Below are 22,684 nucleotides of genomic sequence, written 5' to 3'. Positions count from 1 at the left end.
CGCGGGCTTCATCGGCTCACCCGCCATGAACCTGCACGCCGGAACCGTCGCCGGTGACGCGGTCCGCCTGGGGGGTCTCGACATCACGCTCCCGCGTGACACCGTCGCCGCGATCCGCGAGCAGCAGTTGAGCACGGTCACCGTCGGCGTGCGCCCCGAGTCGCTGACCGTCGTGCCCTCCGGCGCGCCCGACGCCTTCGGCGTCGTCGTCGACCTGGTGGAGGAACTCGGCGCGGATGCCTTGGTGCACGGCCACGTCGCGGGCGAGAACGGCGACCGGCTGGTGATCCGGGTCGACGGGCGCACCCCGCCTTCGCTGGGTCAGGAAGTCACCGTGAGCGTGCGTGACCCTGAGGAACTGCACCTGTTCCATCCCGAAACCGGCGAACGCCTGGTCTGAGGACAGCGACTGGGGGCCCGCGACCGAGTCGCGGGCCCCCAATGCTTTCTCACGCCTTGGGTGGGGCCGCGGCGGTGGAGCCGCGGACGACCAGTTCCGGCATGAACACGTACTCCGCGTGCGGCGCCGGGGTTCCCGTCACTTCCTCCAGCAGCGCGTTGACCGCCGCCTGGCCCATCGCCTCCACCGGCTGCCGTAGCGTGGTGAGCGGCGGGTCGGAGAAGACGATCAGCGGCGAGTCGTCGAAACCGATCACCGAGACGTCGCGCGGCACCTGCAGGCCGCGTTGGCGCGCGGCCCGGATCGCGCCGAAGGCCATCAGGTCGCTGCCGCAGATGATCGCGGTGCAACCCTTCTCTATCAACGCGTTCGCCGCCGCCTGGCCGCCCTCGACGGTGAACAGCGAGTGCTGCACGAGCTGTTCGGCTTCCTCCGCCGACATGGGCAGCGCGGTGCGCATGTGCTCCACGAAGCCCTGGATCTTGCGCACCACCGGCACGAACCGGCGCGGCCCCACGGCCAGTCCGATGCGCGTGTGCCCCTGCGCCACCAGGTGCTGCACCGCGAGCCGCATGGCCGCGCGGTCGTCGGTGGAGACGAACGGGGCCGAGACGTGCTCGGTGTAGCCGTTGATCATCACGAACGGCACGCCCTGCCCGGCGAGCTTGACGTACCGGTCCATGTTGGCCGTGGAGTCCGCGTGCAAACCCGAGACGTAGATGATCCCGTTGACCCCGCGCTCGACCAGCGTGTTGGTCAGTTCGTCCTCTGTGGACCCGCCGGGGCTCTGCGTGCACAGCACCGGCGTGTACCCGTCGCGGGTCAACACCTGCTCGATGACCTGCGCGAACGCGGGGAAAATCGGGTTGCTCAGCTCCGGGGTGATCAGCCCGATCAGGCCCGCGCTGCGCTCCTGTAGCCGCGCGGGACGTTCGTAGCCGAGCAGGTCCAGCGCCGCGAGGACGGTCTGCCGGGTCGTGGTGGACACGCCCGGCTTCCCGTTGAGCACCCGGCTGACGGTCGCCTCGCTCACCCCGGCCTGGGTGGCGATGTCGCTGAGCCGGGCGGTCCCACTCGCGGCCGATGCCTGGGCCATATCAGTCCTCCCACCACACCGCGGTGTCCGGCGGCAGCAGCACGTCGCCGCTGTCCGACCCGAGCCGCCCCGAGGCCAGCAGCACGGTGCCCGCCACCGGAACGCTCGCCGGGGTGGCACCGAAGTTGATTGCGCAGTGTAACCGGCGTTCGGTGACCGAGTCGACGCGGGCGAAGCGCAGCATCGTGTCGTCGCCGTCGTGCCATTCGAGCGCGGGCCGCTCGCCCAGCGCGGGGTGTCCGCGGCGCAGCCGCAGCGCTTCGCGGTAGAGCTCCAGCATCGAGTCGGCCGCCCCGACCTGCGCCTCGACCGACATGTCCGCCCAGTGCGCGGGCTGCGGCAGCCACGGCGTCGAGCCGTCCGGGCCGAAGCCGAGCGAGCTGCCCGTCGTGGTCCACGGGATCGGCACCCGGCAGCCGTCGCGACCACGCTCAGTGCGCAGCGACCGCTCCCACATCGGGTCGCACAGCGCGTCCTCGGGCAGGTCGAGCACCTCGGGCAGCCCCAGTTCCTCGCCCTGGTAGACGTAGACCGATCCCGGCAGCGCCAGGGTCAGCAGGGCCGCCGCCCGGGCCCGGCGCAGGCCTTCCTCGCCGCCGCCGTAGCGGGTGACGTGCCGGTGCACGTCGTGGTTGGACAGCACCCAGGTGGTCGGCGCGTCGACCGGCTCCATCGCCGCCAGCGAGTCGGTGATCACCTCACGCAGCGTGTGGGCTTCCCATTCGGCTGTCAGGTAATGGAAGTTGAACGCCTGGTGCAGCTCGTCGGGCCGCACGTAGCGCGCGGTCCGGCCCGCGCCCGGCGTCCACGCCTCGGCGACGCCGATGCGCGGGGGCTGGTAGGTGTCGAGGACCTTGCGCCACTCGCGGTAGATCTCGTGCACGCCCTCCTGGTCGAAGTACGGCAGCGGGCGGGTGTCGAGGAGCTTGCGCTGCTCGGTGGCGCCAACGTCGGGCAGCCCGTCCTCCTTGACCATCCCGTGCGCCACGTCGATGCGGAACCCGTCGACCCCGAGGTCGAGCCAGAACCGCAGGATGCCGAGGAAGTCCTCGTGCACGTGCGGGTCGTCCCAGTTCAGGTCCGGCTGCGCGGCGTCGAACAGATGCAGGTACCAGTCGCCGTCGGGCACCCGGGTCCAGGCGCCGCCGCCGAAGATCGACTCCCAGTCGTTGGGCGGCAACTCGCCGGACTCGCCGCGGCCGGGGCGGAAGACGTAGCGGTTGCGCTCGGGGGAGCCCGGACCGGCGGCCAGCGCGGCCTGGAACCAGGCGTGCTCGGAAGAGGTGTGGTTGGGCACCAGGTCGACGATCACCTTGATGCCGAGCACGTGTGCGTCGGCGATGAGCCCGGCGGCGTCGTCAAGCGTGCCGAACAGCGGGTCGACGTCGCGGTAGTCGGCGACGTCGTAGCCGCCGTCGGCCATCGGCGACGGGTAGAACGGGGTGATCCACACCGCGTCCACGCCGAGATCGGCGAGGTAGGGCAGGCGGGCGCGGATGCCGGGCAGGTCACCGATCCCGTCGCCGTCGCTGTCGGCGAAGCTGCGGACATACACCTGGTAGATGACGGCGTCGCGCCACCAGTGCCGGTTGTCCGGTCGCTGGCTGTCGTCCCGGGTCATGGCGGCTCTCCCTGTCGTGGCCGGTCGTGTGCCACCGACGCTAGCAGCGCTTGCAGGATTGCCGAAAGAGTTTGCAAGACATCTGGCCGTCATTTGGTTCCCGAAGGCGCCATCACCACGTGAACAGGGCGTTGACTTGTTGGATACCTGGAATTTACTCTGCAAGGACTTGCGCAACCGCTCCCTCCCTGATCCCTGCCGATAGTCAGGAGAACCAGAGTGCGCCCGAAATCTCTCCGAACCGCCCTGTTCGTCGCCGCCGTGGCGGTGTCTTCCACCATCGTGATGACCGGCGTGAGCCCACCGACCGCGGCCGCCGCCGACACCGGGGTACCCAATGGGGACGTGATCGCCAACCTGTGGTCATGGAACTGGCGCTCGGTGGCCGCCGAGTGCACGAACGTGCTGGACCCGGCGGGGTATGGCGCGGTGTGGGTGGCCCCGCCATCCGAGTCGCTCAAGCGGCCCGACGGGGTCTGGTGGGACGTCTACCAGCCCTACAGCTACAAGCTCGCGAGCCGGTTCGGCACCCAGGCCGAGTTCGCCGCGATGATCAATACCTGCCACTCGGCGGGCATCAAGGTCTACACGGACGCGGTGATCAACCACAGCGCCGCTCAGACCGGAGTCGGCTACGACGGGACCACGCTGACGAACAAGTACGACCCGGTGATGTATGACCGGGTCGACTACAACGTCGACGTGTGCCCGCGAGCCATCAGCAACTGGAGCGATCTCTGGGAGGTCCAGAACTGCGAACTACTCGACCTTCCCGACCTCAAGACCAGCAGTTCCTCGGTCCGCTCGAAGATCGCGGGCTACCTCAACTCGCAGATCGCCCTCGGCGTGGACGGGTTCCGGGTCGACGCCGCCAAGCACATCCCGAACACCGACCTCTCGGCCATTGTGGGTCAGCTCGCCAACACGACTTCCGGGGCCCGGCCGTTCATCTTCCATGAGGTGTTCCCTGGCCAACCGCCCGCGCCGAGCGACTACTTCAGCTCCGGCCGGGTCCTGGACTTCACCTACGCCGACAAGATGAAGGGTGCCTTCCAAGGCGACATCGCCACGCTGTCGTCCTTCGGCCCGAGCTGGGGCATCCTGCCCGCGGCCAACTCGGTCTCCTTCGTCACCAACCACGACACCGAACGCGAACGACGCCATCTGTCCTATAAGGATGGCGCGATCACCAAGCTCGCCAACGTCTTCCAGCTCGCCTGGAAGCACACCACGCCTACCGTCTACTCGGGATTCGAATACAGCACCAACGACCAGTCCCCGCCGAGCTCCAACGGTTTCGTCACCGACACGAACTGCGCATCGGGCTGGCACTGTCTCAACCGCGACCCCGCCGTCGTCGGCATGGTCGGCTGGCACAACAAGGTGGGGTCGGCGGACGTCGTCAACTGGCAGTCGCCCGCGTCCAACGTGATCGGCTTCGGGCGGGGGAGCGTTGGTTTCGTCGCGATCAACAACAGCGGCGGCGCGCACACCTGGCAGTACACCACCGGTCTGCCGGACGGCTCCTACTGCGACGTGATCACCAACTGCGCGTCCCGGGTGACGGTCAGCGGCGGGCGGGCCACGCTCACCGTCCCGGCCAAGAGTGCGGTCGCCTTCCATGCCAACGGTTCCACGCCCGCCGCGGTCACCGGCAGCTACACGGTCCAGGCGCAAACGACGTGGGGGCAGAACGTGTACATCGTCGGGAGCGTGCCCGCGCTCGGCAGCTGGAATCCGGCGAACGCGGTGCCGCTGACCACGGACTCGAGCAGCTACCCGCGCTGGCGGGGATCGAGTTCGCTGCCCGCCAACACACGGATCGAGTACAAGTTCATCATCCGGGAAGACGGCAAACCGGTCATCTGGGAGACGGGTGACAACCGCGTCGTCACCACTCCCGGCAGTGGCACGACGCCGATCGACGGCGGCTGGTTCCGCCGCTGACGGTTTGTAGACTCGCGGACGGGGGTGTCGGCTGCCGCTGACGCAGCCGACACCCCCGCTTCGTTCGCGGCGGGGACTAACCTGTGATGTGGAGAGTCTGGTCGTAGGTGCCCGACCCGGCTTGCTTCTCACCGAGCAGCTTGTAGGTGCCGGTGAGGGTGGCCGTGCTGGGGCAGCTGGTGGAGCCACTGGTCAGCCTGAGGCCGACCGCGGCGAACGATGCCTGGGCCTGTGCGACCGAGGACACCGGGCGGTTCGCGTTGTCCGGGTTGTGGACAGAGCCGGTGACGCTGTTGTTGGCGCCCGAACCGACGAAGTTGCAGCTGATCCTCAAACCAAGCGAGTTCGACGAGTCGACTTTGGCTGAGACGTTGTTCAGCGTGATGGTGCCGTCACGGCCGCCCGCCTGCGGCGCGTAGGTGACGTTTCCCCCGCTCCACGGCAGGTTGGTGGGGGTGATGGTGGTGCGCCCGCCCTGGTCGTTGGGGCAGGAACCGCTGGTCGAGCTGGTGTCGCTGAACGTGGCGTTCGAGGCGTTCGCGGCGGAGCCGTCGGAGTTCACCGACCCGGTCAGCGACGACCGGTTGCAGGTGGCGTTGCCCGCGGAGCTCTCGAACTTCACCGTCGCCGAGATCAGCGAGCCCTGGACGTTGCCGGAGTAGGCCGCGCCCGTCGCCGTGTCCCGGTGGATGGTGGTCCCCGCCGCCGTGGCGGTCGGGGCGATCAGGGCGAAGCTCGCGAACAGGACGAGCCCCGCGATGCCGAATGTGGCAGACCTCTTCACAGATGTCTCCTCTCGTTTCCCCGGGAAATCCCGGGAAAACAAATAGAAACATGGGTGTTTCTAGAAGTCAAAGGTCCTTTCAGTGATCACCGGCGATGAGGAGCGGGGCTAATCGGGTGAGTCGATCGGCCAGTCGGCGGAGGTCGACCGGGGTGCCTCGCAACTCTTCGTCGACGATCTGGCGGATGAGGCCGAAGACGTACTCGAGGTTGACCTCGTGCGGAGCAGTCAGCGCCGCGGTGGGCAGATGCGCGAGAACGATCGCCGTGAGCCGCTGCCGTGCGCGCAGCGCCTGCAGGCGCAAGCGGGGGTCGACGGTCGCGACCGCGTCGCACCAGTAGAGCCGGGCCTGCTCGGGATGCTCCTCGATCCAGGTGACGAGCGAGTCCACGACGGCGCGGAAACGGTCCCGGCAGCCGCCGGGGTGATCGCCCAATCGCACGCAGCGACCATGTAAGACCTCCGCGGCACGCGAAAAGGTTGCCGCGGGATCGGAATTTCCCTCGTTATGTGTAAGTTCTCGCATCGGCCCGCGCACCACGTTGTCGGTCGATTAGCCTGTAAGCCCTCGCAGCAAAGACTGACAGGTTAACGAGGAACGTGGTCAACAAGTCACGCAAGCCGCACCAGCTCCCCCCGGGCAGGCATGGGCTGTCGGACGACTACGTGGCGACCAACCAGCGCACCCGCATCCTCGCCGCGGTCGCCGAGGCGGTGAGCGTCAACGGATACGCCAACACCACGGTGGAAACGATCATCACCGGGGCGGGGATCTCGCGCAAGACGTTCTATCAGCACTACTCGGGCAAGGAAGGCGCCTTTCTTGCCGCCTTCGACAGCGCCGTCCGGCACATCAGCACCGAGGTCATCGCCGCGTACGCGGCGCACGAAGACTACGTCGAAGGCGCCCGTGCGGGCCTGGAGTGCTGCCTGCGGGTGCTGGCCGCCGATCCGGCGGTGGCCGCGATGGTCATCATCGAGGTCCTGGCCGCGGGCCCGGAGGCGCTGGAGCGGCGCAGGCAGGTGCTCGGCGCGCTGACCGACCGGATCGCGCGGGCGTCCCAGGGTCTGCCGGAGACGCCGATCGGGCCCCAGTTGACGGCCGAAACCATTGTGGGAGCGGTCATCCAGGTCATCTACAACCGCGTCTACCGCGGCGAGGCCGAGCGGCTGCCCGAGCTTCTCCCGGACCTGCTCTACAGCGTCCTCGTCCCGTTCGTCGGTCACCGCCGCGCGGCGCAGGAGCGCGACCGAGCGGTGTCCTGACCGGTTCTACCCCTTGGGCTCTTTCGAGAAGAGCATTCCCGCGACGGCCCGTGCCGCGGATTCCGGGTCTTCGCCGAATCCCGGGGGCAGCGCTCCGGTGAGCCAGAGCGTGGCGAACCCGTGCACGATCGACCACGCCGCCACCTTGGCGACCTCGGCGTCCGGGCCGGTCGGGTCGGTGACGGAGCCGACTCCGCCGACGAGCAGGTCGCCCGACCGGCCACGCGCGGCCACCACGGCCGGGTCGTCGGCGTGGTAGAGGTCCGGGCGGAACATCACCTCGAAATGGGCTCGGTGTTCGACGGCGAACCGCACGTAGGCGACGCCTAGTTCGACGAACTGCCCGGTGGATTGCTGTGCCTCGCGCAAGGTCTCGGCCAGGAGGTCGTAGCCCTCGGCGGCCAGCGCGGTGAGCACGCCCGCCTTGTCGCCGAAGTGGTGACCCGGCGCGGCATGGGAGACCCCGGCTCGGCGGGCCAGATCGCGCAGGCTGATCCCGGCAGGCCCGTGCTCGGTGATCGCGGTGGCCGCGGCGTCCAGGACGGCTCGGCGGAGGTCGCCGTGGTGGTACGAGCGGGGCGTCATGGCGCCAGCGTATCTAGTCATTGACAAGATGACACCCCGGGGGGCAATCTAGTCACTGTCAAGTTTGCCGCGGTCGAAGGAGTTCCAGATGGTTCCGCTTGTCGTTCTGGTCGTTGTCACGCTGATGCTTCTCGGCGTGGGACGGCTGCGGTCCTGGCCGTGGGTGGTCGCCGTGCGCGGTGGCATGGCGGCCATGTTCACCCTCACCGGCCTCGCGCATTTCATCGGGATGCGCGAAGAGTTGATCAGCATGGTTCCGCCCACGCTGCCCGCGCCCGGCCTGCTGGTCACGATCACCGGCGTCCTCGAACTCGCCGCCGTGGTCGGCTTGCTGTGGCGCCCGACCGCGCCGTGGGCCGCCGCCGGTCTCACCGCGCTGCTGCTCGCGATGTTCCCCGCGAACGTGCACAAGGCGGTGGGCGAGAACGTGCCGTGGGACGACCAGTTGGTGCCGCGCGCCCTCATGCAGGTGGTCTTCCTGGCGGCGACTGTGTCGGTTGTCCTGCACTACCGGCGAAGCCGGGGAATGATCGGCAGTCATGACCGTCCGGTTGCTGAGCCCGCGGCGCGCGGCTGAGCTACGCGCTCGACCGTGGACATATCCGGAGGTCGGACAGAGTCGGGGTGATATCCCCGACGGCTACAAGACCTTCCGTCGCGCGGCCGCCTTGCCCGCGGGGATCAGCTTCGACACCGCGGCGGACGACCTGCTGACGTGGCGGGTCCAGCGGTCGGCAGGTCTACGGGTGACCGCGTCCGAAGCGCGCGTCGAGCCGGATACGGTGGTCGAACTCGGCCTCGGCCCGTTCGTGACGGCGCCATGCCGAGTCGTGTATGTCATCGACGAGCCCGCCCGCCGGGGTTTCGCCTACGGCACACTGCCCGGCCACCCCGAGCGCGGCGAGGAGGCGTTCGTCCTCGACCGACGCGAGGACGGGGTCATCACCTTCACCGTCACCGCATTCTCCCGCCCTGCCTCGCTCCTCGCCAAGCTCGCGGGCCCCCTCGGCGGCTTGGCCCAGAACGCCATGACGACGCGCTACCTGCGGACGTTCGACCGGTAGCGCGAACCAGTCGGATATGGGCATTGATCAGCGGTGATGATCGTCCGGCGGGGGAGCCGGTGAAGTACTACGGCGATGCCAGTGGGTACCACTTCGACACCTTGCCCGGGCATTTCGACGGGGAGGGCTCGACGGTGGCTTTCCGGTTCCACACCGACTCCAACGGCTGGTTGCGGCTGGAGGTCAAGGGCTGGGTCACCGACCCCGAACTGCCCGACTGGCTCAACAAGGCGGGCGCGTACACCCGGTGGGTCAAGTTCGCCGCGAAGCTCGGTGACAACCTGCACACGAACCAGAAGTGCGACGCCAACGGCTGCGGCTGACCGGTGGACACGGCCCCGCCTCCCGGTTTCGCGCCGGGAGGCGGGGCCGGTGAACGCTCAGCCTGTGACGTTCTGGACGATCACGTTCCCGAAGCCGATCAGTGCGTTGCTGTCCGTGCGGACCTGGACCTGGCCGAGCAGTTGCCTGCCCGCGGCCGGGGCCGCGTTGGCCGTGACCGTCCCCGGCACCGTCCACATCGCACCCGCCGGGCGCAGCGCGTTGGCGTCGGTGACCGCCACAGACCCGAAGGCCGGGTTGACGAACACGTCGACGTAGTCGTACTGCGTGGTCCCCGCGGGCACCGCGAAGCCGTCGACCAGCACGACCCAGTGTCCCGCCGCCGGATTGGCGATGGTCACCGACTCCTCGGAGTCGCCGTCGGCGTTCTGTCCGGCCAGCACACAGGTTCCCGTCGTGCAGTTGAACACGAACAGGTCGAGGTCCGCCGCCGGGTCCGACGTGTTGCCGATGGTGGCCCGCAGCGAGGTCGTGCCCGCCGTCACCACCACGGACCGCTGCTGCTGGGCGAGGTTGGCGATCGTCGGCCGGTCGATGAACGCGCTGCCCAGCGTGCTGCCGGTCGCCCGGCCGGTGAAGGCGCCGAACAGGTTGGTGATGGTGTACGAGCGACTCACCGGCACACCGACCGTGGCCGACGCGATGACGTCCGGGTTCGGGCTGACCGACGCGCCGAGAACGGACGCGGTCAGGCTGAACGGCGTGAACGGCACGTCGGAGGTCCGCCGGGCCTCGACGGTGATCTCCCAGACGCCGGGCGTCGGGTTGGTGACCGTGCGGCTAAGCGGGTCGCCGGCGCAACTGCCGCCGGGGACCACGATCGGCGAATAGCACGACAGACTGGAGTTGCTGTCGATCGGGACGCCGAACGGGTGGAACCGCAGGAACCGCGCCTGGCCGGTGCCCGGGGTGGCGTTCGGGCCGGTGAAGTCGACCTTGAACGCCGGTGTTCCGGGCGCCACCTCGAAGAAGTAGCTCAGCGCCTGGTTGCGGGCGACGCTGCCGGTGATGGTGTGCGAATAGCCCGGCCCGGTGAAGTCGCGCGCCACCACGACCGTGTTGAGCGTCTGGTACTCGATGCCTGGGCTGCTCGGGTCGTCGAGGTTGAGGATCGCCGAGTGCGCGCCGTATGCGGTCGGGTTGACCGACACGGTCAGCGTCCGGGGTTGGTTCTTCGGCAGGGAGATCGACGTGGTGCCAAGGGAGAAGGTGCCGTCGTTGCCGACCAGGGACAGGTTGTAGGTGGTCGACCCGCCCGCACCCGAGGTGCGGGTGAAGGTGTACTGCCGGGTGTAGGCCTGCCCGAGGGTCACGTTCTCCCGGTCGTGGATGCCGACACCGATGCCTGGCCTGGCCAGGAACTGCTCCAGCGCCGTATCCACGGGGACAGCGGAGCTGATGTCGACGGTCTTGAGATTGCCTGCCAGCAGCGACCACGCGGCGGGCACCTGCACGAGGCCGTTGCCCTGCTCGTAGGCGCCGTACTCGGGGAAGAACCGGGCCGTGGAGTTCAGCGCCTTGCGCAGCTGCGCGGGCTGGTGCTGCACACCGACCTGCTTGGCCGCGCTCACCAGCAGCGCTCCGGCACCCGCCGCCTGCGGCGAGGCCATGGAGGTGCCGTTGAACATCGAGTAGCCGGGCGGCAGCGTGTGCACGCCCGCGACCGGGCCGCCGTCCTGCCACACCGGGGTGGTGGAGATGGCCGCGCCCGGGGCGGTGATGTTCGGCTTGAACCCACCGTCCTCACGCGGTCCGCGGGAGCTGAACGGGTGCTGGTTGTCGGTGCCGGGCGCGGGTGCGGTCGAGCCGTAGTTGGCCGCCCACGTCGCGTCCGTGATGGTCGTGCCGACGCTCATGACCTTGGTCGCCACCGAGGGGTCGCCCACCGTGTTCTCGCCGGGGCCGCTGTTGCCCGCGGAGATGAACATCTGGACGTTCTCCTGCTCGATGAGCCGGTCATAAAGCACGGCGCGGGTGTTGTTCGCGTCGTTGAGCGAGGGCAGGCCGCCGATCGACATGTTGATGACGTCGACGTTCGCCTGCTTCGCGGCGTAGATCATGCCTTCGATCAGGGCGTGCGCGGTGCAGCCCGCGACGAACAGGCAGACGCGGACCGACACCAGCTGCGCGCCGGGTGCGGCGCCGCTCATCGCGCCGCCGAACATGCCGTTCGCCGCGACGATGCCCGCGACGTGGCTGCCGTGGGCGCCGGAGACGACGCCGATGTTGACGGTCTTGGTCGCGCCGTCGGTCTGCACGACGAACGGCATGCGCTCGGCCACGGCGGTGGCCGGGTTGTCGGTGCCGAAGTAGCGGACGTCGCGGTTGACCTTGTAGTCGGTCATGACCGGTTCGTCGGTGAAGTCGCGGTCCTGGTCGACGTCGACCCGGACCCCGGAAGCGCCGTCCCACAGGACGCCGAACAGGCCGCTGGAGCCCGTCGGGTTGCCGTCGCGGTTGACGTCGTTGCCGACCTCACCGCCGAGGTTCGCGTGCCGCTCGTTGAATACGCCGAAGCGGAACGCGCCCGCGGGGGCGGTGTAGGCGACGCCGCCGGCGGTGAAGGCCGGGCCGCTGACGACGGAGGTCGTGACCCACGTGGGGTCGCCGTCGGTCAGCGGATGCGTGTAGGTGACCCAGTCGACGATCTTCGGCGCGCCGGTCGTGGTGGTGGCCAGTGCCGGGTGGTCGAGGGTGATGCCGGTGTCGAGCACGCCGACGGTGACGCCGCGACCGTCCCAGGTGGTGTTGGCGTTCATGAAGGCGTCGGCCCCGGTGTCGGCGATCGGCATATACGGGTTCGCGCGGGGTGTGCTCGCGTCGGGCGCGGGGAAGGGGGTGGGGTTGGTCTGTCCCTCGGGCCTCGGGTCGTTCAGGGGGAGGACCTCGTCGAGGTCGGCGGCTTGCACGCCGCTGACCTTGGCGGCCTGCTCCGCCCGTCCGATCGGGACGGACGCACGCACATAGCCCAAGGCCTGGTCGTGGTAGTCCACCCGGCCACCCATGGCCTGCACGCCACGGCTGACGTCGCCACTCGAGCCGAGCGCGGTGGCGAACAGCATGGTGACCTCGGTTTTGCCGTTGACCTGCGCCTCGGCGAGCAGTTGCCGATCATGGCGGCCCAACCCGGAACCCGGCGGTTCGCCCGCCCTGCCGGGTGCGGCACTGGCCAGGCCAGGCACGAGCGCGGCGACGACGACGGGGACAAGCAGGGAGGTGGCGGCCGACCGAAGCGTGGGTCGACGGCTGCGAGCAGAGTCCATTGTGGCCCCAAAGGGTGTCGTTCGACGGGCGAACGGGGACCGGCGGGTCGTCGGAAGCCGCTCGCAGCTTTCCCATCGCGCTCGCGGTCGCCGTTGTTTCACCTGGTTCGCGGTGGTGAACTTCGACCTTGATCGAGCTGTTCCCGGTGATTCGACGCCGGAGCCCTGGAGGCCCTTCCGCGTGCGGACGATTCGGAGCATTGTGACCTGCGTCATATTCCGTCTGTGAAGGAGGGCGAGCCAAGGTCGGAGTTGCGGTAGCCGGCGATCGAACCGGTCCTGGGCGCACTGGCAATCAGGTGCATGTTCGCCGAGTTGCCCTCGGGGCTGGGGATGTAGGTCCCGGGGTGGTCGGCGTCGCCGACGGCCGGGGTCGTCGTCATCGCGAGTGTGGTCGCCGCGACGGCCGTGATCGTGAGGAGCCAACGGGATAACCGCATCCTGCGCCGGGGTTTGCTCGTCCAGGGCTGGGGTGCACGGGGGTTTGGTCGTTCGGGGTGGGTGGTCCGGTCTCTTGGAGGTCCGGCGGGTTGTGGGCCGGGGGCTGGAGCCGAAGCAGGGGAGCTGGGGTTGGGGCTGGAGGCCTCGCGACATCAGGTGGGGTTCTGATTTGGTTTAGCGCAACAGAGTTGCCGCGTGGTCGCCCAAGGCCAGGCGGTTGGGGAGGCCCGTTTTTGTGATCAAGCTTGATACATGTCGTTCCACGGTTCGCGGCGAGAGGTGCAGGAGATCTGCTATCTCGCGATTCCCCAGTCGCCGGACCAGGAGGGCCAGGACCTCGTACTCGCGGACGGTGATTCCTGCCTGTCGGAGTTCGGTGGGGATTTCCTCCGTCCCGGTGCGCCGCTGGGGGACTTTGGCCCCGGCTCGACGAAGTAAAGCTCTGCAGGCGCCCGCTACCGCCGGAATGTCGCCGCGGTGGAAGTAGTCCTCGGCTGTGCGTAACCAGCAGACCGGGTCTCCCCAGCCGTCATCCAGGGCGGCTTCTCCTACCAGTCTCAAACCGAGGTGTCTGCTCATCGCATAGGGTTCGCCGGTGAGTAAGGCGCCTTCCATGGCTGTGGTGGCTTGGGTGTGCTTTCCTGCTCGGCCAAGGAGAACCGCCTGGGCGAACAGGGTGAACTGGCGGTCCCACCGCAAAGCGTTGGCCGAATTGCCGTTGGGGAGTTGGGCTTCCCCCGACATCGCACGCAGCAGCACCCGGAGGCCGTCGCGGCCCGACAAGGCGAAGACGCTCGCCCCGGTGTCCGCGCTGTCCATCGCCTTGGCCAAGTCCCGCAGGGCGCGGGGGCGGTCCTCTTCCAAGAGGGCGCAGAAGGTGCTTGCCAGGCCGTACACACGGGGAGCGTGCAGCGTCAGATCCCCGTTCCAGCGTTGGAATTCGCCCAGTGCGGTCTCCATGTCGGCGCGGTCGCCGCGGTGGCCGGCGAGGACGGCGCTCAGCAACAGGACGTACTGGGTCGTCTCCAGCAGTTTGAGGCGGGTGGTGGCCTCCAGCACCCGGTCCACGAGCGCGCGTGCGGTGTCGAATTCGCCGCGCAGGATGGAGTGGAGGGCGATGCTGGCCTCGGCCTGGTAGCGGGCCGTGACGGCGCCCGCCTTGGTGGCCTGGTCTCTCGCCCGCTCCAGGCGGTGCAGACCCGCGTGCCGGAGGGCGTCGTCGTTGCCGAGGCGGATGAGGGCGTGGATTTCCCAGATCGGGAGGTTGTGTTGCACGGCAAGGGATCGTGCGCGTTCCAGGCAGCGGGTGGCTTCCTCGGGGTCGCGGTGGCGGGTGACCGCCCCGAGCAACTGCCATGCCTGGCACGCCACCGCAGGCAGCGGAATCCCCTCGGCGACCGTGGCGGCCTTGCGCGCCAAGTTCTCGGCGGTGGCGAGTTGGTCGGGGCCGGGCAGGTCCAAGGCCAGGTGCGCGGCGATGACGTCGATCGACGCCACCGCGTCGGGTTCGGCGTCGGGGCCCAGGAGCGCTCGGGCGGCCTCGACCTGTTCAAGCGCGTCCGCGGTGCGGCCGGCGACTGTTGCCGCCCACGCCAGTTTCGTGTGCAGGTCGGCCCTTCGCCGCGGGGCCAGGCCGCCGACCTGGTCGAGGACCCCGACCGAGGCCAAGGCCCGTTCCATCATCCCGGCCTCGGCCAAGGCGAGCAGCAACTGCTCGAGTGTCGCCGCGCGGGTGGCCGCGTCCGCCCGGGCCAGCAGCTCCCACGCCCGGTCCAGCAGCGCGACCGCCGACGTCGCCGCCCCGAGTTCCAGCGCGCGCCTGCCCACCTCGGCGAACAGGGTGCCCGCCGCGAGGTGGTCGCCCGCCTCCAGCCGCAGCGCCGCCGCCACCTCGCACCACTCGCCCGGCAGATCGGGGTGGATCGCCTCGATCGCGTCGGCGACCGAGCAGGCCAGGCGCACGTGCGTGGCCTGGTCGAGGTGCGCGAGCACGGCGTCGCGGCCGAGCTGGTGGTGGAACGCGTACCAGTCCGGCGCCTGCTCGTCCGGCGCGACCAGCTGCCCGGCGACGTCGTCCTGCAGCAGGCTGAACAGGTCGCGGTCGCCCAGGCCGATGACGCGCTGCACCACCGTGACCGGGAACCGCAGGCCGAACGTGGCCGCGACGGACAGCAGTTCACGGGTGCGCGGTCCGAGCTGCGCCACCCGACGAGACAGCGGCAGGGCGAGTCCCGCGGTCACGGCGGCGCCGGACTCGGTGACGCACCACCCCGTGGCGTCGCGGGTCAGGACGCCTTCGTCGACCATCGTGGTGACGAGTTCCTCGGCGATGAACGGGATTCCGGCGCTGCCCGCCCACAACAGGTCGACCGCGGACTCCGGCACGTCGGCCGGGTCGATCTCCAGGCAGCCCGCCGCCAGCTCACGCAGACCCGTCCCGGTCAGCGGAGCCAGCTCGATCAGCACGCAGCGGCCACGCTGGGCGGCCGCGCGGGCCATACGCAGCGCGGCGCAGTCCGTGTCGCGGATGGCCCCGAGCAGCACCGTCGGCTGCAGGTCGAGGTTGTCCGTCAGGTATTCCAGCACCGCCAACGTCTCCGGGTCGGCTTCGTGCAGGTCGTCGAGCGCGAGCAGGGTTCCCCGGCCCCGCCCCGCTACGCCGGTCAGCCGCAGCAGCGCCTCGGCCAGCACCACGAGCGACTCCCCGTCGCGCGCGGCCGCCGCCTCGCCCCAGCCCGGCACCAGCCTGCCCAGGACCGGACCGTACGGACCCAGCTCCGCCGGATCGACCGTCTCGGCCCGCAGCAGCGAGAAGATCGCCTCGGTGAGCGGCCGGAACGGGGCCATCGGACCGATGGCGCTGGCGCGGCCCCGCATGAGCGCCATTCCCGCCGTGTAGGCCGATTCGATGGCGGCCGCGGCGAGCCGGGACTTGCCGATCCCGGCTTCGCCCACCACGAAGACCGCCGCGCCGCGACCGGACTCGGCCTCGAGCAACGCGTCGATGACCGTTCGCAATTCGGACTCGCGACCCACGAGGACTGACGAACGGTGGCGCACGGCGGTCGATGCTACTCACACGCGACGTGACCGACCAGTGCGCGAGGGTCACCGCACCGGCCGGCCACGCGGAGTCGGGGAAGATCAGGGGGCGACCGGCGGGCAGCACGTCGTGCCCATCACCATGGCCCCGCTGTCGGCGAGGGCCATGGGACCCGCGGCGGCACCGGCCGCCAGCATGGCGATCGGCAGCGCGATGCCGGACAGGGCCGCGGCGCGCACCCCGAAAGTCACCGACGGCAGCAGGCGCAACTTGCCCACGGGCGCGTCGACCTGGTCATCGTGGCTGCTGAACGCGGTCTGGTCGTGCGACACGGTTTCTCCTTCTGGTGGCGGTGGTTGCGTTATCGGTCGGCTGCAAGAGCAGGATCGAGGGGACGTTGTGCGGGGCGGCCAGCCGCAGCAGGCCGTAGCCGATTCCCGCGAGTCCGGTGAGCAGTCCGGGGGTGGCGACCTCGCTAGGGGTGCCGGATAGGGGTCCGTGCCGGTGCAGCACGTCGAGCACGAGACCGCTGCGCTTGCGCAGCACCCGCGCGGCGGGCGAGTCGCGGTCGTCGGCCACGGTGGACAGGGATTCGAGAAGCCCCAGTTCGCCGTGGCACAGCGAAAGATCGCGGCGCAGCGGCCGGTCGGTCGCGGCGAGCAGGTCGGCGCTCGGAACGACGGGTAGACAGGCGTGCGCGGGCAGCATGCCCGCCGCGCCGTCGCACCACGCGGACCCGTCGGGAACGACCCGGGCGGCCACCTCGGCCAGCCGAGGGCCGGCCGCGTGGTCGCGCAGTGCCCAGGCGATTCCCGCCAGCCCGGTGGCGAAGCCCGCGGACAGTGTGTCCGCCTCCACCTCGGCCCGGGCGGCGAGGTGATCGGCCATGTCGTCGTCGGGGAGACCGGCGGCGTCCTGTGCGGCGACCCAGCCCGCGAGACCGTCGGCCCAGCCCAGGTCCGCGCCCGCGACCGCGGCGTGGCCCAGGGTGAACACCCGGCGGGCCGCGTCGGTCAGCGTCTCGTCGCCGAGCAGCGCGCCCAGTCTGCCGAGCCCGTAGCCGATGCCGCCGAGCCCGTTGAGCCCGCCGCACCCGATGGCCGCGGCGACGTCCGGCCGCCCCACCAGCGCCTCGATCAGCGCGGGCACGTCGCACACCGCGCGGCGGGCCTGTTCGGCGTAGCGGGCGATGCCGCTGGTGGCGGCGAGTTGGGCGAGGAAGACGGCGACACCCAGGTAGCCGTGTCCGAGGCCCACCCCCATCGGCAGCACCAGCCACTGCCGCTCGTCGACCGACTCCAGCCCCAGCCAGTTGGTGCGCCGCTCGTCGGGGATGCCGCGGGCGACGATCTGGTCGGCGACGGCGCACGCGGCGGCCAGCAGCCCGTCGGGGTGCGGCGCGGCGCCGGTCGGGGGGACCGACAGGGCTTCGGCGCGCGGGTGCGCGGGCGTGGTGTGCCGGGTGGCCAGGGTCGCGGAGATGATCCACTCCTGGTCGCGGCGGTCCACGGTGTCGAATCGGGAGATCGTGCGCAGCGCGCTTTCCAGGCCGCTGCGCGGCACGCCGACCGCCAGCGCGCGGCCGTCGGCGGTGTGTAGCCGGGTGCCGCCGGCGGTGCCGGTGAACAGCGGGATGTCGCCGTCCCACATGGCCGCGATCTCGATGGCGGGGAACTGCCCGAACAGCGGATCGCCGGCCCGCCCCGAGCACAGGATGGCCAGTGCCTCATCCCGGTCGAGGGCGTCGCCGAGCACGTCGGGGTGCGTGGTCTCGTCCAGCAGCGTGCTGTACACCCACGTCGGCCGGGTGACCACGCGGATCGGCAGGTCGGCGCACGTCTCGACGAGCGTGCCGAACTCGGCCCGGCCCGCCCTGATGGCGGTGTAGGCCTGCCGGAACCCGGCGACCATCGCGGCCTCGTGCTCGCCCGGGTCGACCGAGCGGCCGTCGAGCACCGGGCGGTTTCCCGCCCCGTCATGGGCGACCGGCCGTCGGGTCAGGCGCATTCGGTCGGTGCCGGGGTCGAGCCAGTCCACGGCGGTGCTCGCGGCCGCCTGCTCCCCGCCGCCGAGACCGGACACGTCGGCGATCCCGGCTTCCCCGACCACGATCAGCGGCAGCAGCGCGGTGCGGTGCACCGAGGCGGCGAACGCGTCGGCGGCCGGGTCTCCGGTGCCCGCGCCCAGATCCGGGTGGAACAGCGTCTCGGTGTCGACCAGCACCGGGTGGTCGCCGTGCGCGATCACGTTCTCCAGGTGGACGTCGGTCGCGCGGATCGCGTGCAGCAGCGCCAGCAGCGCGCCCAGCCTGCGGTAGAACCGCTCCACCGCGGCGCGGTCGGCCGCGGGGGTGTCGGCGATGTGTTCGCACCACCCGTATCCGGCGCGGGCGATGGTGCGCACGGCTTTGGGCGCCAGACCCGGCGCGGCGGCCTCGAGCCAGCCCAGGAAGTCGCCGAAGCGCACCTGGGCGGCGAGGTCGCGTGGCTTGTAGACGACCCGGCGCCCGTCGGCGAAGGCGAGGGTCGCGACCGTCCGGCCGCCGTGGTGCGGGTCGCCCTGGCCGACCGCGAGGCCGACGACGGCGCCCGGGTCGTCGCCGTCGAGCAGCCCGGCCACGATGTCGGCCCGGTCGCGGTCGAACCGCTCGACCACCTCGGCCGCCGAGTCCGCCATGGCGGTGCTCGCCTGGGCGAGAACCCTTGCCAGGACCGGGAAGCGGGTGAGCAGGGCGACCAGGCCCGCCGGGGTGGCGAAGAAGCGGACGAAACCCTGGAACCGGGTTCGGCTGTCGTCCCCGCTCAACTCGCCCGCGGCGCGCATCCGGTGCAGCTCGGCCACCAGGGCGCGGGCGGCCAGGTCGACCAGCTTGTCGGTCAGCACCGCGGCCGCGCCGTCGGCGACCGGCTCGATGTCGATCAAGTCGGCGGGCAGCGCTTTCCCCGCGTGGGTGATCTTTGCCTTGGCCTCGTCGACGAAGGGGCGCACGACCAGCCCGAACGCCTCGCGCCAGGTCCCGTCGATCTCGCTCTCCGCCGGGGGCCGCCGGTCGGCCTGCATGGCCCGCTCGGCCGTGCGCGCCCACTCGGGCACGGGGGTCCTGGCCGCGAGCCGGTCCGCGGGCTCGGCCCGCAGCGCCGCCAGCTGCCCGGCGGTGAGACCGAGGTCGGCGAGACGCGCGGCCAACGGCTCGGCCAGCTCCGCCGCGGTGTCCGCACCCTCCGGGGCGCCGCGCTCGTGCAGCGCCAGCGCTGACGCCCACCAGGAGGCGGCGGGCGGCGGTGGCGGCGTCGTCGGGGTCACGGTGCACACCGTGCCAGTCGCACGGCGTCAGGTCATGCGTGGCGACCACGCACATTCCCGCGGGCCCGCGTTCAGGGGTCTGCCAGGCGCGATCCGGTGGACCCGACAGCCGAGGTCCGCCGCTGGTCAGGGGTGTGCGGCAAATGTGGGGGTGCGGGCCCGATGTGGTGCGGCCCGTGCGCGTCGAAGCTTCTCCCCGAGAGATCCGACAGGTCGTCCGAGGGAGAACACCATGGGTGAACCGGTGCGCGTCGATGTCGTCGCAGTGGATCCGATGCTGGAGGCGGGCGCGGTCGCGGCGCTGCACTCCTGCCCGGACGTCGAGGTCGTGACCACGGGCGGACCCGCCCAGGTGACGGTCGTGATCGTCGACGGCGTCGACGCCGAGGCGCTGGATTTGGTGCGGGCCACCAGGGTGGCCGCGCACCGACCGGAGGTGGTCCTGGTGGCCACCGATGTCGCGCCCGCGGAGGTGCTGCACGTGATCGCCGCGGGCGCGCGCGGTCTGCTGCGCCGTAGGGAGGCGGGGCCGAACCGATTAGCCCGCACCGTGCTCGCCGCCGCGGCCGGGGACTGCACGGTGCCACCCGACATGCTCGACCGGCTCCTCGGCACTGAGATCGGCACCGAACTCGGCTCCGGCTTCGGCGCGGCGGTCTCGATCCCGCACGCCCGGTCCGCGGGCCCCGGTCTCTCCGAGCGGGAACGCGCCGTCCTGGCCCTGGTCGCCGAAGGGCGGGAGACCGGCGAGATCGCCAAGGAGCTGTCCTACTCCACCCGGACGGTCGCGGTGGTCGTGCACGACATCACCCGCCGGTTCCGGCTGCGCAACCGCGCCCACGCCGTCGCCTACGCGATCCGGGCGGGCCTCCTGTGACCGCGCCACTGCTGGTTCACGTCAACGGTCCCGAATCCGCCGTGCGGGCGACCGTGCTGTCGGCCCTGCGCGACGCCGGGGTCTCGGTCAGCCCGGCCGCCTCGCCCGACGCCGTCGTGGTCTCCGCGGCGGGCACGGTGGACGAGGCGCTCGCCGGGTGGGCGTCGCGGGAGTACCCGGTGGTCGTGGTCGCGGACACCGTTTCCGCTGACGACGCCCGGCGCGCGGTGCGCTCGGGAGTGAAGACGATGGTGCGGTCGAACGCGGGCCCCAACCAGCTCGTCGCCGCGCTGCACTCGGCCCGCGACGGCGACGGACGGCTGCCGCACGAAGTGCTCGTCCGGCTGCTCGGCGGCACACCCGAGCCGCCGGTCAGCGCGCCCCGGATCCCCACCCGGCTGACTCCCCGCCAGACCGCGGTGCTGACGCTGATGGCCGACGGTCACGGCAACGCCGCGATCGCCGAGGCGCTCGCGTGTTCCGAGCACACCGTGAAGAACGTGATCTACGACCTCATGGCCCGGCTGCACGTGCGCAACCGCGCGCACGCGGTCGCGCTGGCGGTGCGCACCGGCCTGATCTGACCGAAACAAGGAAGAGGGCCGACTCGGTGAGTCGGCCCTCTTCCCGTTGTCCCGCTTAGGCGTTCGTGGTGACCGGCTCCGGGTGGGGGAGGAACCCGGGGAGGTCGAAGCCGAGACCCGCCGCCCTGGCCTCGCGCAGCACCAGGTCCGCCACCGCGAGATCAAGCACGCCCAACCCGAACGGGGAGAACAGCGTCACCTTCTCGGGGTCGCGCGCGTGCTCGGTGTCGGTGAGCAGCAGCTCGCCGATCGACGACGAGACGAAGTCGCGGTTCCCGACGTGCTGCTCGGCCAGGTGCAGCGAGGTGGCCGCCCGGCAGACATGATCGGTGTCGTCGACGATGTTGACCGCCGACAGGACGCCGTCGATGGTGATGTCCCGCAGCGACACGTGCAGCACCAGGGTGCCCGGCGCGAACGCGCCCAGGTCCAGGTGCGGGGTCGACGCCGTCGTCGCGAGGCTCACCAGCCGGTGCGCCGCCACGGCGTCTTCGATCCGCTCCACGACCCGCACCTCGAGATCGGCGTCGCAGCGCAGCGCGAACTCGGCCGCCCGCCGCGGATCCAGGTCGAACACCGTCACCTCGCGCAGCGACGGGCAGACGGCCCGGACGAACCGCAGCACCTCGAAATTGATCAGACCGCACCCGACGACCGCCAACCCTGTGTCCTCAGTGGACGGACGAAGGGTGGCCGCGGCCAGTGCCGCGCTCGCCGCGGTCCGCCGGGCCGAGATCGTCGATCCCTCGAGGAACGCCACCGGCTGACCGGTGGCCATCGAGTTCAGCACGATCGTCGCCGACGCCCGCTGCAGCCCGGCGGCCACGTTGCCGGGGAACGACGCGACCCACTTCATCCCCGCCACCCCGCCGTCGTCGCCGCCCAGGTAGGCGGGCAGCCCGATGATGCGGTTGCGGGCGTCGTCGGGGAACCGGAGGAACACCGAGTGCGGCAGGGCCGAGCGGCCCAGTTCGTGACCGCGGTACGCCGAGCGCACCGCGTCCAGCACGGCGTGCTCGTTGCCGTCGAGCACCTGCCGGACCGCATCATTGCCGACGATCAACAACGGGCCACCTCCATGGCGTCGTCCTTCCAAAGGTCGGCGACGTCGCCGAAGTGGACTTCCACCCAGGCGTCGTCGTAGATCGTGTCGAGGTAGCGCGCGCCGCTGTCCGGAAGGATCACCGCGACGGTCGACCCGGCCGGGATGTCCAGCCTGCTCACCGCCGTCACGACGGCGCCCGAGGAGCCACCCGCGAGGATCGCCTCCCGGTTGACCAGCCGCCTGCAGCCGACCAGCGCGTCGAGGTCGTTGACGTGCACCACCTCGTCGGCGAGGTCGAGCCGCAGCAGCGCGGGCGGCACCGCCGCGCCGTGCCCCGGGATGAGCCTGCGGCCGACGGGTTCGTGGAAGATCGCACTGCTTTCCGCGTCCACCGCCACGATCCGCACGGGCAGGTCGTGCTCGCGCACGTACTCGGAGCATCCGCGCAGGGTCCCGCACGAGCTGACCGTGCACACGAGGTAGTCCGGTGGCTTGCCCAGGGAGTCGACGATCTCCCGCATGGTCGTCTGGTGCGCCCACGCGTTGAGCGGGTTGGCGTACTGGTTGGGGCAGTAGGCGTCGGGCAGGGTCGCCGTCAGCTCCCGCACCCGGCGGATCCGGGTCGGCAGATACTCCCCGGTCGCCGGGTCCCGCTCGGTGACCGTGTGGACCTCCGCGCCATAGGCCCGCATGATCGCGATGTTCTGCGGGTTGGTGCGGGGGTCGACGACGCAGATGAACCGCACGTCGAAGTAGCGGCACGCCTGGGCCAGCCCGATCCCGAGATTGCCGGAACTGGATTCGACCACAGTGGACCGGCCCGGGATCACCGTGCCGGTGTGAATCGCTTCGGACAGCATCACGTAGGCCGATCGGTCCTTGATGCTGCCGCCGGGGTTGGCCGCCTCCAACTTCGCGTAGAGGGTGAACGGGCTGCCCGGAAGCAGCCGTGTCAGTTCCACCAGCGGAGTCGAGCCGACCGCGGACAGCACCCCGGCCTCGGCGCCATAGCCACCCATGACG

At 70.8% G+C, this 22,684-nt stretch carries 20 protein-coding genes; 8 read left to right on the top strand and 12 right to left on the bottom strand.

The window, feature by feature from the left end; all coding sequences use genetic code 11:
* Positions 1-400 (top strand): TOBE domain-containing protein (locus GPZ80_RS23740; RefSeq protein ID WP_187223268.1); only part of this gene is annotated, 400 nt, incomplete at its 5' end.
* 49 nt (positions 401-449) lie between these two features.
* Here GPZ80_RS23740 and GPZ80_RS23735 read toward each other — a convergent pair.
* Positions 450-1,496 carry a LacI family DNA-binding transcriptional regulator gene (locus GPZ80_RS23735; RefSeq protein ID WP_187223267.1) on the bottom strand — a complete coding sequence of 349 codons (1,047 nt, stop codon included), beginning with the start codon at positions 1,494-1,496 and terminating at the stop codon, positions 450-452.
* A gap of 1 nt (position 1,497) precedes the next feature.
* Positions 1,498-3,117, bottom strand: coding sequence for a glycoside hydrolase family 13 protein (locus GPZ80_RS23730; RefSeq protein ID WP_187223266.1), 1,620 nt, complete (start codon positions 3,115-3,117; stop codon positions 1,498-1,500).
* Between the two features lie 219 nt (positions 3,118-3,336).
* Here GPZ80_RS23730 and GPZ80_RS23725 point away from each other — a divergent pair, with 219 nt between their 5' ends.
* The gene (locus GPZ80_RS23725) at positions 3,337-5,064 is read left to right on the top strand and encodes a carbohydrate-binding module family 20 domain-containing protein (protein WP_222719750.1); all 1,728 of its coding nucleotides are present in this window, start codon (positions 3,337-3,339) and stop codon (positions 5,062-5,064) included.
* Between the two features lie 76 nt (positions 5,065-5,140).
* On the opposite strand, the gene GPZ80_RS23720 is transcribed toward GPZ80_RS23725, so the two are convergent.
* Both GPZ80_RS23720 and GPZ80_RS23715 read right to left on the bottom strand, forming a co-directional pair.
* Positions 5,141-5,848, bottom strand: a complete 708-nt coding sequence (locus tag GPZ80_RS23720) for a hypothetical protein (protein WP_187223265.1) — start codon at positions 5,846-5,848, stop codon at positions 5,141-5,143.
* A 79-nt stretch (positions 5,849-5,927) separates the two neighbouring features.
* Positions 5,928-6,290, bottom strand: a complete 363-nt coding sequence (locus tag GPZ80_RS23715) for a hypothetical protein (RefSeq protein ID WP_187223264.1) — start codon at positions 6,288-6,290, stop codon at positions 5,928-5,930.
* 158 nt (positions 6,291-6,448) lie between these two features.
* Between GPZ80_RS23715 and GPZ80_RS23710 the strand changes: the two genes are divergently transcribed.
* Complete coding sequence (locus GPZ80_RS23710; protein ID WP_187223263.1) at positions 6,449-7,114, top strand: TetR/AcrR family transcriptional regulator; 666 nt, start codon at positions 6,449-6,451, stop codon at positions 7,112-7,114.
* A gap of 6 nt (positions 7,115-7,120) precedes the next feature.
* Here GPZ80_RS23710 and GPZ80_RS23705 read toward each other — a convergent pair whose 3' ends face one another.
* Positions 7,121-7,699 (bottom strand): TetR/AcrR family transcriptional regulator, encoded by a 579-nt coding sequence (locus tag GPZ80_RS23705; RefSeq protein WP_187223262.1) that lies wholly within the window; start codon positions 7,697-7,699, stop codon positions 7,121-7,123.
* A gap of 88 nt (positions 7,700-7,787) precedes the next feature.
* Between GPZ80_RS23705 and GPZ80_RS23700 the strand changes: the two genes are divergently transcribed.
* Genes GPZ80_RS23700 through GPZ80_RS23690 form a run of 3 tightly spaced genes read left to right on the top strand, consistent with a single transcriptional unit; the run spans position 7,788 to position 9,086 of the window.
* Positions 7,788-8,276 carry a DoxX family protein gene (locus GPZ80_RS23700; RefSeq protein ID WP_187223261.1) on the top strand — a complete coding sequence of 163 codons (489 nt, stop codon included), beginning with the start codon at positions 7,788-7,790 and terminating at the stop codon, positions 8,274-8,276.
* Positions 8,239-8,763 (top strand): DUF1990 domain-containing protein, encoded by a 525-nt coding sequence (locus GPZ80_RS23695; protein WP_187223260.1) that lies wholly within the window; start codon positions 8,239-8,241, stop codon positions 8,761-8,763. The genes GPZ80_RS23700 and GPZ80_RS23695 overlap by 38 nt, the downstream gene beginning before the upstream one ends.
* A 59-nt stretch (positions 8,764-8,822) precedes the next feature.
* The gene (locus GPZ80_RS23690; RefSeq protein ID WP_187223259.1) at positions 8,823-9,086 is read left to right on the top strand and encodes a hypothetical protein; all 264 of its coding nucleotides are present in this window, start codon (positions 8,823-8,825) and stop codon (positions 9,084-9,086) included.
* A gap of 57 nt (positions 9,087-9,143) precedes the next feature.
* Here GPZ80_RS23690 and GPZ80_RS23685 read toward each other — a convergent pair whose 3' ends face one another.
* The 5 genes from GPZ80_RS23685 to GPZ80_RS23665 all read right to left on the bottom strand — a co-directional run bounded on the left by GPZ80_RS23685 (position 9,144) and on the right by GPZ80_RS23665 (position 19,155).
* Positions 9,144-12,368: a S8 family serine peptidase gene (locus GPZ80_RS23685; RefSeq protein ID WP_187223258.1), complete on the bottom strand. Its 3,225-nt coding sequence runs from the start codon at positions 12,366-12,368 to the stop codon at positions 9,144-9,146.
* Between the two features lie 212 nt (positions 12,369-12,580).
* A complete protein-coding gene (locus tag GPZ80_RS23680; RefSeq protein WP_187223257.1) occupies positions 12,581-12,751 on the bottom strand; it encodes a hypothetical protein in 171 nt (56 codons plus the stop codon).
* A gap of 232 nt (positions 12,752-12,983) precedes the next feature.
* The gene (locus tag GPZ80_RS33795) at positions 12,984-15,869 is read right to left on the bottom strand and encodes an ATP-binding protein (protein WP_187223256.1); all 2,886 of its coding nucleotides are present in this window, start codon (positions 15,867-15,869) and stop codon (positions 12,984-12,986) included.
* A gap of 84 nt (positions 15,870-15,953) precedes the next feature.
* On the bottom strand, positions 15,954-16,184 hold the full coding sequence (locus GPZ80_RS23670) for a hypothetical protein (RefSeq protein WP_187223255.1): 231 nt from the start codon (positions 16,182-16,184) through the stop codon (positions 15,954-15,956).
* A complete protein-coding gene (locus GPZ80_RS23665; RefSeq protein ID WP_187223254.1) occupies positions 16,147-19,155 on the bottom strand; it encodes a type 2 lanthipeptide synthetase LanM family protein in 3,009 nt (1,002 codons plus the stop codon). Before GPZ80_RS23665 ends, GPZ80_RS23670 begins: the two co-directional genes overlap by 38 nt.
* A gap of 232 nt (positions 19,156-19,387) precedes the next feature.
* Between GPZ80_RS23665 and GPZ80_RS23660 the strand changes: the two genes are divergently transcribed.
* Together GPZ80_RS23660 and GPZ80_RS23655 are read left to right on the top strand one after the other, a co-directional pair.
* Positions 19,388-20,032, top strand: coding sequence for a helix-turn-helix transcriptional regulator (locus GPZ80_RS23660; protein ID WP_187223253.1), 645 nt, complete (start codon positions 19,388-19,390; stop codon positions 20,030-20,032).
* The gene (locus GPZ80_RS23655) at positions 20,029-20,616 is read left to right on the top strand and encodes a response regulator transcription factor (protein WP_312880529.1); all 588 of its coding nucleotides are present in this window, start codon (positions 20,029-20,031) and stop codon (positions 20,614-20,616) included. The genes GPZ80_RS23660 and GPZ80_RS23655 overlap by 4 nt, the downstream gene beginning before the upstream one ends.
* A 55-nt stretch (positions 20,617-20,671) precedes the next feature.
* Here the strand turns inward: GPZ80_RS23655 and sbnB are convergent, their stop codons facing one another.
* Both sbnB and sbnA read right to left on the bottom strand, forming a co-directional pair.
* Entirely contained in the window at positions 20,672-21,682 is a 1,011-nt protein-coding gene (gene sbnB, locus GPZ80_RS23650) for a 2,3-diaminopropionate biosynthesis protein SbnB (RefSeq protein WP_187223252.1), read from the bottom strand.
* On the bottom strand, positions 21,676-22,680 hold the full coding sequence (sbnA, locus tag GPZ80_RS23645; protein ID WP_187223251.1) for a 2,3-diaminopropionate biosynthesis protein SbnA: 1,005 nt from the start codon (positions 22,678-22,680) through the stop codon (positions 21,676-21,678). The genes sbnB and sbnA overlap by 7 nt, the downstream gene beginning before the upstream one ends.
* Positions 22,681-22,684 lie beyond the last annotated feature (4 nt).

The organism is Actinokineospora xionganensis, assembly GCF_014323725.1.
GTDB lineage: Bacteria > Actinomycetota > Actinomycetes > Mycobacteriales > Pseudonocardiaceae > Actinokineospora > Actinokineospora xionganensis.
Note: the sequence above shows the minus strand (reverse complement) of the source record. Positions and strands in the feature narration are given on the sequence as shown.